We start from the raw sequence: 11,985 nt of genomic DNA on the forward strand, positions 1-11,985 counted from the left end.
AATATTAGTGGTGTGGAGTCTGCGGGGTCGAGAAAGCTCGACTCTACTGGCCTGGCCCCAGCGTAGGGAAAGTCCGATTTCCGGTAGCTCGCGCCAACGCTAGACTTCGACGGCCTTCAACCGGAACCGCTCCCTCATGGATCAGGACCCGTACCGAGCAACCCCGCCCCTCCCAGGCCAACCGGCAGACAGCTGGGTCATTGAGATTCCAGGTTCGATCACTCGCCCCATCAAGTACATGTGGCTGATGCTTGCCGTGCTGAGCGTCATCTCGCTTGCTGCAGCCCTGGTGATGCTGTTCGCCATCCAGGGCCATGGGACCTTCATTGCAGCAGGCCTGGGGCTGACCACCTGCATGTATGTTCCCTTGGCGGTTGGCATCTACAAACGTATTCCGCTGGTGGCCGTGGGTACGCTGATAATCAGTGTGATTGGATTGCTGGGGGCGTTTGTGAGGGCGGCAATGGGCGATGTGTCGGTGCCCGCGCTGGTCGTGTCCGCCGTGATGACGCTCGTAAGTGTTCGCGGCACGATCGCCATCCATGCATTCCATCGCCTTGTCGCCGAGGCGCGTCGGCGGCCTCCGGGGCAGGAATCGGGTAACCACCCGGCAGCTGCGGGTAAGCCGGAGGCGTAGAGTCGATGGGCGGCGAAGCGGCAGGCTCGGGTGCTGTTCGGTGCCGCGTCCCGTAGCGGGCAGATGGCTCAGTCGAGCAAGTTCAAATCTACCGGGCGGCGCTGTTGGATACGCGCGCGCACTGCTTCGATCAGCTCGGCCAGGCTGTCATAACGCGGCACGCCATAGCGGTCGCCAGTGATGTCCAGGTTGCCTTTGCGCCAGAACCCTTCCGGGGCGGCAACCAGCAGCTTCCCGGAACGCGCATACAGCCCGAATTCCAGCAGCGTGATGGGGCTCTGCGTGCCTGGGGCGAAGTACATCAGCACGATGTCCGCCTTCTCCAGCGCGGCAAGCTCCCACTGGACCTGCTGGCGGAAATTAGAGTCGTCGGCGCTGGGCTTCCATGCGGGATTCCAGTCCTCCCGCCGCGGGTTGAGCATCAGCACGCCGTCATCCGCCAGCGCCTGCTGAACCTGTGCCTGCCAATCGCCGGCCTTGCCCATCTCGATGCTGCCGGCCAGGAACACGGTCACCCGCCCGTCCGATGGCGGAAGCGGCGCGGGTGAGGTCACGGTCTGCGAGGGGGCCGCCCAACAGGTCATGGGTACGATGAGGGACAGCAGAAGGGCAAGCCGGTGTTTCATGGGAGTGCGGTGCGGAAGGGTAGACGGCATTGTTGCATCTATTGATGACAGCGGAACCGGATGCGAGTCGAGCAAGCTCGACTCTACGGGGCCGGTGCGTTTCGTCAGAAATAGAAGCCGATGTTCACGTTCAGGCGGGAATGCCATTGCGAGGGGCCGCCATCGTTGACGCCGATGCCATCGCCACCGGCAAACCACATGTTGCGACCGGCGATCCAGTCGACGTAGGTGGTCATGACGCCCTTCTGCAGGCTGCAGCCGGTAACGTTCTGCCATGAGTCGCGGATGCCGGCGCCATGCCCCACCGGCCGCGTCATGCTGAGGTTGTTGTAGCAGGTCAGGTCATCGAGCCTGCCCTTACGCGTGAACGAGTAAGCCACATTCGCACTTGGCACATCGGCCTGCGCTGCAATCTCGAAGGGCGCTTCGAATGCCGACATCGCAATGCGCTCGCCGGGAATGTCATAGCGATACCGCGCCCACTGGAGCTGCGTTGTCCAGCCATCGCGCTTCCACTGTGCGTGCACGGCTGCACCCTGGTGGCCGTGATGGCGGCGAGTCTGCGTGTTCTGCACCTTGCCTGCAAAGGCTGACGCGCCCAGCAGCAGATCGCCCCCTGCCCAGCTGCGCGTCTGCTCTACCCGTGCATGCAGCCGCTGCCGCTCGCGATACGGCAGTGCATCGGTCTGCGCCACATCGAACGAATAGCGGCCGTAGCGGGCGCCGGAACCGTACTCGTCACCGGAAAACCAACCGACATGCCACGTGGTGTCGCCACGGGTGTGGGTCAGCACCAACCCGGGATCGTAGTCATCCTCGATACCCAGATAATAGCCTGACCCGAACCAGAAACTCTGCGATGCCGTGGGAAGCAACCCGAACGGCACTTGCTGGATGCCGGCCTTCAGCTGGGTCTGCTCGGAGAACTGCCAGCCGGCATAGGCATGGTGCACAGCGTGGAAGCCGTCGTACCAGCGGTACTGGGCGGAGATTGAGAATGGGCCGGTTCCCGCATCAAAGTCTGCCTGCAGCAGCTCCAGCTGAAGGCGACTGGTGGGCGCGTAATCGAGCCAACCATAATTGAAACGCACGGCGCCGCCGGGCTCGAAATAAGGTGCCGCATCCGGGCCGCGTTCTGATGCGCTGGCCTGAAGTGCGGTACCTGCCAGCACCGTGGCGGCAATAAAGGAAAGGACTCTCACGATGGCGCCACCTGCCTCCCTGTTCTGCGGGGAAAGCGCGCTATTCTGCTGTCTTCGCGATGAAGGCCGCGTCTGACGCCGAGGTTCGGCTAGGCGCCCGGCCGCCCACGCTGATCACGGCAACGGTCCGAACAGTAACGCACGTGCTCCCAATCACGCGCCCATTTGCGGCGCCAGGCGAATGGCCGGCCACAGGTCGCGCAGATTTTCTGCGGCAGGTCTGCTCGCTTTTTCATCTTTGCCATAGTCCCTCGCCTACGCGGTGAGCGCGGAATCGGATGCATCCAGGGCGGCCTCCGCCGCGTAGACGTTCAGGTAATCAACACCCCTTCCGCCATGAACCCGATGTCCCTGCCCTCGCCCGCGCCACTGATGCCGCCTGTAACCTGCCTGCGCCTGGTGCTGGGCGACCAGCTCAATCCTGCCCACCCGTGGTTTGCCGAACGGTCGGACGATGTGGTGTATGTGCTGATGGAGATCCGCCAGGAAACGGATTATGTGCTGCATCACGCGCAGAAGATCCTGGCCATCTTCGCTGCGATGCGCCGCTTTGCCGAGCAGTTGCGTGAGGCGGGGCACCGGGTCTGCTACTTGACCATCGATGACCCTGCAAACCGGCAATCATTACCCGCCAATCTGAGCCTGCTGCTGCAGCAGCACGGGCCCAGCCAGCTGGAATACCAGGCGCCGGACGAATGGCGATTGGATCAGCAGCTGCGCCAGTACGCGGCACAGCAGGCCATCTCGGTACGTTGCGTGGACAGCGAGCATTTCCTGACCACTCGCAACGAAGTGGCGCAGTTCTTCGGCAACCGAGGTAGCGAGCGCTGGACGATGGAGGTGTTCTACCGCTACATGCGGCAGCGCCATGGCGTACTGCTGGCGCCCGATGGCACGCCGTTGGGCGGCCGCTGGAACTTCGATGCGGAGAACCGCAAGCCGTGGCCGGGCGACCCGCCCGAACCGCCGGACCTGCGACCCACCCACGATCACAGCGCGCTGTGGCAGATGATCGGTGATGCCGGCGTGGCCAGCTTTGGCGAACCCAATGCGCATGCACTGCGTTGGCCGTTGGACCGGGCCGAGGCACTGCAGCAGCTCGACGCCTTCATTGAACATGGCCTGCCGCATTTTGGCGACTACCAGGATGCGATCAGCGCGCAGGCGTCGCGCCTGTTCCATTCGCTGCTGTCGTTTGCCCTGAACGTGAAGATGCTCTCGCCCCGGGAGGTGATTGCCCGGGTGGGGCTGGCGGGGCGTGAAGGTCGTGCGCCGCTCGCCTCGGTGGAGGGCTTCATCCGCCAGATTCTGGGATGGCGCGAGTATGTCCGCGGCGTGTACTGGGCACAGATGCCGGACTACGAGCACAACAACAGCTTCGGCCATGCCCGTCCTTTGCCGGAATGGTTCTGGACCGGCAACACGCGCATGGCGTGCGTGCGCGCTGCGATCGGCCGCTCGCTGGCCAATGCCCACGCCCACCATATCGAGCGGCTGATGGTGATCGGCAACTTTGCTCTGCTCGCCGGGTTGGATCCGCACGCCCTGCACCAGTGGTATCTGGGCATCTACATCGACGCGTTCGAGTGGGTAGAGCTGCCCAACACTGTGGGCATGAGCCAGTTCGCCGATGGGGGCCTGCTGGCGACCAAGCCCTATATCTCCGCCGCCGCCTATCTGCACCGCATGGGCGGCCATTGCGGCCGATGCCTGTATCGCCACGACCAGCCCACCGGGCCAAGGGCCTGCCCGTTCAATGCGCTGTATTGGGATTTCCTGGCACGGAATGCGGATCAACTGAGTGGAAACCCTCGCCTGGAGATGCCCTACCGGCAGCTGGCGCGGATGCCCGCCAGCAAGCGCGAGGCCATTGGCCAGCAGGCTGATGCTCTCCTTCGTAACCTGGCCGCGTTGTAGCCGCACTGAAGCGTTCAGCGCCTTTATGCACCTGCACTCCGCCTTGTCGCGGCCGCCAGTAGGCTGATGGCTCCTGCCGTATGAGGTGGCACGCATGCCCTCGCCTGACCGACCTGCCGGATGTGCCCTCTGCCGGGATGCGGCGCCGTTGCCATTTGAGTTCAGCTACGCATTCCAGCCTATCGTGGACATCCGTGTACGCAGGATCTTCGCGCAGGAAGCGCTGGTACGAGGTCCGGCCGGCGAGTCTGCCCATTCGGTGCTTTCCCAGGTGGTTGCCGAGAACCAATACTCCTTTGACCAGTCCTGCCGAGAAAAGGCGATACGGATTGCAGCCATGCTGCAGATGCAGTCGCATCTGTCGATCAACTTCCTGCCCAACGCGATCTATCGGCCCGAGGTGTGCATACGCTCCACGCTGGAGGCTGCTCGCCGGTATGGTTTCCCGATCGAACGGATCATCTTCGAGACGGTGGAGGGCGAGAAGATCGACGATGGCAAATGGCTGGCGCAGATTCTCACGGAATACAAACGCATCGGTTTCAAGACGGCCATCGATGACTTCGGCGCCGGGTTTGCCGGGCTGAATCTGCTGGCCGATTTCCAGCCCGACATCGTCAAGCTGGATATGGCCCTGGTGCGCGGCATCGACCAGAGCCTTCCGCGCCGGTCCATCGTGGCCGGCGTGGTTGGCATGTGCGGCGAGCTTGGCATCGATGTCATCGCCGAGGGCATCGAGACCAGCGAAGAGGCGCGCTGCCTGGCCCATCTGGGCATCCGGCTTATGCAGGGCTACCGGTTTGCCCGGCCCGTACTGGAGGGGATCGTGACAGAGGCACAGATTCCCTGGCTGGACTGAGGTTCCGGCTCATTTTTCATCTCGCAGGCCCATCCACGCATGGCGTGGATCTACTGGACGCCGTTCCCTCGGGGACGTGCAATGCTGAGATGCGCGGCGGTCGCCATCGCGATGGCGATCATCACACACGCCACCGCAAAGGCGATGCTGACCTGGCGGCCCCCTGCCCCATCCGGCGCCAGTGCGAAGAACACCCCGCCCACCAGCGCGACGGAAAGCGCGGCACCCATCTGCATGGCCGCGGTGATCGCGCCAGCGGCGAGGCCTGCCCAGCGCGGCTCCACCCGGTCGACATTGAGGCGTACCAGTGCCGGCAAGGCAATGCCCTGCCCGATGCCCAGCAGGAGCAGCGGCCCGACAAGCCAGCCTGGCATGCCGGCGACGGCGAGGCCGGCAACTACCAGGAGAGCCAGCGCTTCCAGGCCCATGCCGAGCGCCGCAACCCGCGCACCCAGCCAACGCGATAGGCGAATCCCACAGCTCGGGCCAAGCAGTTGCCCGATGCCCAGTGGCAGGATGGCCAGGCCTGCGGAAAGCACGTCGCGATGCAGCCCAGCTTGCTGGTACACCGCGAACGTCAGGAAGAATGCGGCCAAGGCATAGAAGCACACAGCGGCAAGCAGTCCGCGTGGTAAACCCGAGGCGATGGTGAGGGCAGAGGGTGGCACCAGGGGTGATGCGCCCATGCGCTCCAGATGTTTCTGGTACCGCCAGAATGCCGCGATCAGTGCCGGACTGGCTGCCAGCAGAACCAGGCTCCACCAAGGCCAGCCTCGCTCGCGGCCTTCAATGAGGGGAACCACCAAAGCCAGTGCGCCGAGCGCCATCAGCAGCGCGCCCCGGTAATCCATCGTCCGCGCATGTTCTGCCCGCGTCTCGCGAACCAGCAGCAGGGCTGCGGGAACGGCAACCACCATGACCGGAAGGTTGATGAGGAAAACGCTGCGCCAGCCGAGATCGAGCACATTCATTGAGACCAGCCACCCGCCGAGCAACTGGCCGCCAACCGATGCGATACCGAAGGTGGCGCCATACAGCCCCAACGCGCGCCCCTTCTCTGTCGACGGAAACAACGCGTGGATGGAAGCGAGCGACTGCGGCGCCATGACTGCCGCGGAAATGCCCTGCAGCAACCTGCCGGCCACCAGCATGGCGGCGGAGTCCGCCAGCCCGCAGATGGCCGACGCAAGCCCGAACCCCAGCATGCCACCGACAAAGGCGCGGCGACGGCCATGGATGTCACCCAGGCGCCCACCCAGGATGAGCGTGACGGCGTACGCCATGGCATATACCGACACGACCAGTTGGGTGACATCTGCTGATGCATGCAGATCGGTCCGGATGGTAGGCAGCGCTACGTTGACGATGAAGAAGTCCAGCGGCGGCAACAGCGTGCCTGTCAACAGCACCGCCAGGGCTGGCCAGCGCCGCGCGTCATGCACGACCGGGGTCTGATCCACGCTCATCGGTTTCTCCTTGGGTCATTCAGACCTGCGCGTATCAGCGCATGCCGCCCGAGCCGAGAATGGTTTCGCCCGTCACCCAGCCCGCGTCCGCCGATGCGAGGAAGGCAACGATCGAGGCGATGTCGGCCGCCTGGCCGATCCGTCCCAGCGGTGTCTGCTGCTCGTTCCAGGTCTGGAAGTCCGATCCCATCACGCCATTGGCATGCGTGCCCTCGGTCTCGATCAGCCCGGGATTGACCGAGTTGACACGGATGCCGCGCGGGCCCAGTTCACGGGACAAGACGCCGGTAATGGCATCGATGGCGCCCTTGGTGCCGGTATAGATCGCGCTCTCTGCCGGCAGCACGCGGGTGACAACCGAGCCGATATTGACGATGCTGCTGCCCTCGCCAAGGAACGGTACGGCGGCCCCGGTCACCAGCAGCGTACCCAGCACGTTGAGGTCGAACTGCTGGCGATACAGTGCTTCGGTCGTTTCCTCGACCTTTGCGAACTGGTACATGCCGGCGTTGTTGACCACGATGTCCAAGCTGCCAAACGTTTCAACCGTCGCTGCGATCAGTGCGTCCACCTGTGCCTTGCTGCGGATGTCGGCGCGCACTGCCACGGCCTTGCCACCCGCCGCTGCGATCTCAGCGACCACGGCCGCGGCCGCACCTTCGGCGGATGCGTAATTGACCACCACGTGGGCGCCGTCGTGGGCCAAGCGGCGGGCGATGCCTGCGCCGATGCCCTTCGACGCGCCGGTGACCAGCGCCACCTTTCCATTCAACGTACCCATTGCGTGCAACTCCGGTTCTGATGGCCCCGGTGTGGGGCGGGAGTGCATGTTGATCCCTGCAGGATTGTCTGGGCACTGCCATTGCTGCATAGTTTTCGTACATTTTTGAACGGTTGGACGTCGGCGATGGAATGGAGTGATATCCGAATATTTCTGGCGGTGGTTCGTGGCAGGTCGCTTGGGGAGGCCGCGCGCAGCCTGGGCGTCAGCCATCCCACGGTGGGCAGGCGGGTCAAGGTGCTGGAAGACGAAGCTGAGCAGCCACTGTTCCGCAGAACCAAGGACGGTCTGGTCCTGACCGATGCTGGCGATACGGTGCTTGCACTGGCGGAGTCGATGGAGGCGTCCGCACTTGCGATGGAAAGGCGCCTGGCGGGACGCCAGGAGCGGCTGGAGGGAACCCTGCGGATCTCTTCGGCCGACTGGTTTGCCGCCTATGTGCTGGCGCCCAGTCTGGCCGAGCTGGCGCAGCGCCACCCGGGCGTGGTGCCGGAGGTCATCGCCAGCTACCGGCTGCTCGATCTGTCCCGCCGCGAGGCGGATGTGGCGTTTCGCATCGTTCCGTTCGGTGAGCCGGATATCGTCCAGCGCCGACTGATGACCATGCCCTATGGGCTGTATGGATCAGAGCCGACGGTGCGCGCGGTGGAGGATGACCCGCGTGCGGCACGGCTGATTCTGATGAACTCGGCGCAGGCCCACTTCCCTGACGTGACGTGGCTGATCGAGACCTTCCCGCAGTCGAAACCAGTGTTCACCAGCACCAGCCGCAGCGTCCAGGCGCAGATGTGCGCCCGCGGCCTTGGTGTTGCGGTGCTGCCTCGTCCGCTGGGTGAGCAGGTGGGCGGGTTGCATCGAATTGACGAGTTCGGGCAGCCACCCGGGCGTGACATCTGGGTGGGCTACCACCAGGATCTGCGCCATATGGATCGGCTGCGGGCGCTGCTGGAGATCGCCGAGAAGATGCTGCCGCACAGTTCAGGGATGACAGCATTGTCTGCCCTGCCCGATTGATGGGGCAACGCTGCATGAATGTGAGTCGGTTTCTGCGATCACTGCATGTGGGTCGGCTTGTCGAAGCATATCCGCCGCTGTTCGGCGTACAGCTGTGAAGCCTCCATCCCGCGCACCATGCGCTCGATAAGCGCGATATCCGCTTGGTCATCGCTGGCAGTGTACTGATCAGGGTCGCGGTTGACCTCGGCGCTGGTCGCGCGCAGCCCATCGCCATCCGGTACGAAGTGCACCCGGGCGATGCAGAAGCCGGTCCAGCTGCGGTGCATGTGGAGCGTTTCCCCTGTGTAGTAGAGGAACCACTTGTCCTCCATCTCCAAGGGAATGAGCCCCTTTCGTACGCACTCCGATTCGGTGGCGTCGACTCGGAAGTCCAGCGCCAGGGTTGTGTGACGCTCCGGTAGCGGTTCGTTCTTCCAGTCAGCGGCGGTCGCGATGAGGGGCATCATGGGCTTTGCCGGCCAGCGGCCGGCACTACCGTGGGTGCCAGACCCACGATCGTGGCGAGAAAGTCATTGGTGGGGATGCGCTCGCCATTGGTGGAATAGGCAATGGCCGTTCCGTCATCCGGGTTGTAGATCACCCGCGAGTGCGAGCCCAGCACATCGCCGCCATGGACGAGGAAGTGGCGCTCGCCATAGGGAAACGCTGCGTCCTCGGCCACCATCTCGGCGTAGGTGCGGCCGGATTGTTTATCCAGGATCATCCTCAACAGCAGATACGCGGAGTTGGAATAGGCAGTGTCCTGCCCCGCCGCAAATGAGACGCCCTGCTTCCTGATCTCATCAAGAATGGCCGGCTCGCTGACCCTGTCCACCACCCAGACCGTGCTGTCCTTGATGGCGAAGTTTCCCAGGCCGCTGGTGCGCTCGAGCAGATTGGCGATGGTGATTGCCTGGGCCGGCGGCATGTCCGGGAACCACGTCGACAGCCTGTCATCCAGGCTGAGGCGCCCTTCTTCAATCGGTTTGAAGGCGAGGATCGCCGTGACCATTTTGGTGACGGACGCGATCTGATACTTGGTATCGGCGTTGTAGCTGACGCCAGTCAGCTCCTTCTGGCCGAAGCTGCGCGCGTAAACCTCGTGGCCATTCCTGAAGATGGACACGCTGCCGATACCGGCGTTGCTGTCTTCCACCTGGTCGAGGAATGCGTTGAGCCGTTCTGCGTGCACGGCCTGCGGTGCTGCGGGAGCGGCGCCGACTGAACCGGCAAGCAGGAGCGCTGGGAGAAGCAGCAGGGCGGCCAGTCTTTTCATGTTGCTCGCTTTTGGGCGGCAGATGCCGCGCAGAGCTGCTGACTGTACCCGCAAACGGGCTCAGGGAAGCGCCCCAGTGGCAACGTGCCCGACGCGCCTCAATCCAGGATCACGGTGAATCGGGTGGCCAAGGCTGAAGGTACCACCGCGACCCCTTCCCGCTTCAACTCAACGATACCGTAGCTCTCCATCATCTTCAGCGTGCGCGAGAGGCTCGGCACCTTGCGCCCGCTCAAATCGGCAAGCTCGGTCAGGGACTGCGGCTTGACCCGGTACAACATGTGCAGGAGGCGGCGGTTCTCATCGCTCAACACCGCCGCCAACGAGGACAGCGATGAGAACGAGACCGTGCCTGGCTCGTACTGAGGCGGCGAGGATCTCCCTTCGCGTTCGCCGCCGATGATGCATCGCCGGTAGGTGGCCGCTGGGTGGATGTCAGTGACGTCTGGCTCGTTCATCGAAGCAAGCGCTTGGAGAGGCGTCTTAGTTTCGCGTTCCGCCGCGGGGTGGGATTGAACAAACCGCGCAACCGCATGCTTCAGTTAGACGTGTGCTGATGGCTTGCCGGCCAGCGGCCAGCGGCCAGCGGCCAGCGGCCAGCACTACCGAGCATCGGCCGGAGAGTATGCCGAAGCAGATCCGGCAGTGGCGCTTGATGCCATTCGCCACGCAGGATGAAAGCCTTCGGCGATCCGTAGCGCCAAGCCGGATGTGAAGTCACCCGATGAAGCCCCGCTCAGGCGGGGCTTCACTTCACAAGCAGCTGTTCGGCCAGGCCGCGATAGATCGGCACCGGGCACACCAGACCGGACACGGCGCGGGCGATCAGCACCGTGGCCAGGATGGGCAGCAGCAGGTCACCGCTGTCGGTCAGCTCAAGCGAGATCACCGCCGACGTCAGCGGTGCTTGGGTCACGCCGGTGAGGTAGGCGCACATGCCCAGTAGTACGAAGGCGCGCGGATCGACCGCGGGCATCAGTGCGGCCAGGTTGTGGCCGATGCCGGCGCCCACGGCCAGTGCCGGCGAGAACAGGCCGCCGGGAATGCCTGCAATGTACGAGGCCAGGTTGGCGAGTAGTTTCATCAGGCCGAACTCGTGGCCCACCTCGGCGTGGCCCTGCACCAGGCTGCGTGCCTGCTCATAACCGGTGCCATACGCACCATCGCCGAACGCCGCAGCCAAGCCGACCACCACCAGCCCGCACCCTGCGGCGAGCAGCACCGGGTGCCGTTGCCGCAGCATGCCCAACCAGCGCGGCCGACCGGCAACGCTGGCCAGCACCATGCGGGCGAACACCCCGCCCAGCAGGCCGGCCACCACCCCACACATCAGGATGGCCAACCAGGCCTGGCCCAACGGCATGCGCGCGGTCACGTGGCCGAAGTAGGTGTAATTGCCCAGCAGGCCCAGCGAAACCACACCGCCCACGATGACCGCGGTCAAAAGCGTGCCCGAGAACCGATGCTCGAAGCGCCCACTCAGCTCTTCAATGGCGAACACGATGCCTGCCAAGGGGGTGTTGAACGCCGCCGCGATACCGGCCGCACCGCCTGCGAGCAGGAAGTGCGACAGCTCTTTGGGATCCTTGAAGCCGAACCAGCGGCCGAACAGATACATCAGGCTGGCGCCGACGTGGACGGTGGGCCCCTCGCGGCCGACCGATGCGCCACCGAGCAGCGAAAGCGAGGTCAACAGGAGCTTGCCGGCGGAAACGCCGGGCGAGAGATTGACCTGGCGGAAGGTCTCATCGGGCTTTTCCAGCGCGGCGATGACCTGGGGAATGCCGCTGCCCCGGGTCGGGCGCAGGGCGCCGCTGGTCAACCAGGCCAGTAGCGCGAAGATGCCCGGTGTAAGCAGCAGCGCCCACCACGGCGAGTGGTCGATGGCGCGCTGGAACAGACCGAACGCAGCATCGCTGGCCTTGGCGAACAGGATCGCGACCAGCGCGACGGCTACTGCGCCGATCCACAGCGCGGCCCGGCGACGCCAGGCCTCGCTGCGCAGGTGGCCGGCCAGAGAGGCCTGGATGCGGCGGAACGGGTTCATGCGGACCAGTATGGTCAGTCTGGCGGGCCCGGGAAAGGTGCCGCCGTGGCGGATGACCTTGCGGCATGGGGTGGCTGGGCCGGAAACATCTGGCGCCAGCCACTACCAGTGCTTGGCGTTACAGCCCGACGTCCGACAGTCCCGGATGATCATCCGGCCGACATCCCAGCGGCCAATG

Annotated in this window: 13 protein-coding genes; 4 read left to right on the plus strand and 9 right to left on the minus strand. The window is 64.5% G+C overall.

What is annotated here, in order from left to right; translation table 11 throughout:
* The first annotated feature begins 136 nt into the window (after positions 1–136).
* A complete protein-coding gene (locus ACVOK1_RS00060; protein WP_481560620.1) occupies positions 137–637 on the plus strand; it encodes a hypothetical protein in 501 nt (166 codons plus the stop codon).
* A gap of 68 nt (positions 638–705) precedes the next feature.
* Here ACVOK1_RS00060 and ACVOK1_RS00065 read toward each other — a convergent pair whose 3' ends face one another.
* From ACVOK1_RS00065 to ACVOK1_RS00075, 3 genes are all read right to left on the minus strand, one after another.
* Complete coding sequence (locus ACVOK1_RS00065; RefSeq protein WP_481560621.1) at positions 706–1,152, minus strand: nucleoside 2-deoxyribosyltransferase domain-containing protein; 447 nt, start codon at positions 1,150–1,152, stop codon at positions 706–708.
* A 215-nt stretch (positions 1,153–1,367) separates the two neighbouring features.
* Positions 1,368–2,465, minus strand: a complete 1,098-nt coding sequence (locus ACVOK1_RS00070; protein WP_481560622.1) for a hypothetical protein — start codon at positions 2,463–2,465, stop codon at positions 1,368–1,370.
* A gap of 89 nt (positions 2,466–2,554) precedes the next feature.
* Positions 2,555–2,701, minus strand: coding sequence for a DUF2256 domain-containing protein (locus ACVOK1_RS00075; protein WP_481560623.1), 147 nt, complete (start codon positions 2,699–2,701; stop codon positions 2,555–2,557).
* Positions 2,702–2,810: 109 nt separating this feature from the next.
* On the opposite strand from ACVOK1_RS00075, the gene ACVOK1_RS00080 reads away from it, so the two are divergent.
* Both ACVOK1_RS00080 and ACVOK1_RS00085 read left to right on the plus strand, forming a co-directional pair.
* The gene (locus ACVOK1_RS00080; protein ID WP_481560624.1) at positions 2,811–4,382 is read left to right on the plus strand and encodes a cryptochrome/photolyase family protein; all 1,572 of its coding nucleotides are present in this window, start codon (positions 2,811–2,813) and stop codon (positions 4,380–4,382) included.
* Positions 4,383–4,476: 94 nt separating this feature from the next.
* Positions 4,477–5,241 carry an EAL domain-containing protein gene (locus ACVOK1_RS00085; protein WP_481560626.1) on the plus strand — a complete coding sequence of 255 codons (765 nt, stop codon included), beginning with the start codon at positions 4,477–4,479 and terminating at the stop codon, positions 5,239–5,241.
* A gap of 50 nt (positions 5,242–5,291) precedes the next feature.
* Here ACVOK1_RS00085 and ACVOK1_RS00090 read toward each other — a convergent pair whose 3' ends face one another.
* Positions 5,292–6,707 (minus strand): MFS transporter, encoded by a 1,416-nt coding sequence (locus ACVOK1_RS00090; protein ID WP_481560627.1) that lies wholly within the window; start codon positions 6,705–6,707, stop codon positions 5,292–5,294.
* A 34-nt stretch (positions 6,708–6,741) separates the two neighbouring features.
* Complete coding sequence (locus ACVOK1_RS00095; protein ID WP_481560628.1) at positions 6,742–7,467, minus strand: SDR family oxidoreductase; 726 nt, start codon at positions 7,465–7,467, stop codon at positions 6,742–6,744.
* Positions 7,468–7,614: 147 nt separating this feature from the next.
* On the opposite strand from ACVOK1_RS00095, the gene ACVOK1_RS00100 reads away from it, so the two are divergent.
* Complete coding sequence (locus tag ACVOK1_RS00100; protein ID WP_481560629.1) at positions 7,615–8,502, plus strand: LysR family transcriptional regulator; 888 nt, start codon at positions 7,615–7,617, stop codon at positions 8,500–8,502.
* A 38-nt stretch (positions 8,503–8,540) separates the two neighbouring features.
* Here ACVOK1_RS00100 and ACVOK1_RS00105 read toward each other — a convergent pair whose 3' ends face one another.
* The 4 genes from ACVOK1_RS00105 to ACVOK1_RS00120 form a co-directional block, all read right to left on the minus strand.
* The gene (locus ACVOK1_RS00105; RefSeq protein WP_481560630.1) at positions 8,541–8,951 is read right to left on the minus strand and encodes a hypothetical protein; all 411 of its coding nucleotides are present in this window, start codon (positions 8,949–8,951) and stop codon (positions 8,541–8,543) included.
* On the minus strand, positions 8,948–9,760 hold the full coding sequence (locus ACVOK1_RS00110; protein ID WP_481560631.1) for a serine hydrolase domain-containing protein: 813 nt from the start codon (positions 9,758–9,760) through the stop codon (positions 8,948–8,950). Before ACVOK1_RS00110 ends, ACVOK1_RS00105 begins: the two co-directional genes overlap by 4 nt.
* 98 nt (positions 9,761–9,858) lie before the next feature.
* Positions 9,859–10,218: an HVO_A0114 family putative DNA-binding protein gene (locus tag ACVOK1_RS00115; RefSeq protein WP_481560632.1), complete on the minus strand. Its 360-nt coding sequence runs from the start codon at positions 10,216–10,218 to the stop codon at positions 9,859–9,861.
* Positions 10,219–10,508: 290 nt separating this feature from the next.
* Entirely contained in the window at positions 10,509–11,807 is a 1,299-nt protein-coding gene (locus tag ACVOK1_RS00120; protein WP_481560633.1) for a chloride channel protein, read from the minus strand.
* Positions 11,808–11,985: the final 178 nt, after the last annotated feature.

It is taken from the genome of Stenotrophomonas sp. STEN087, from assembly GCF_056759115.1.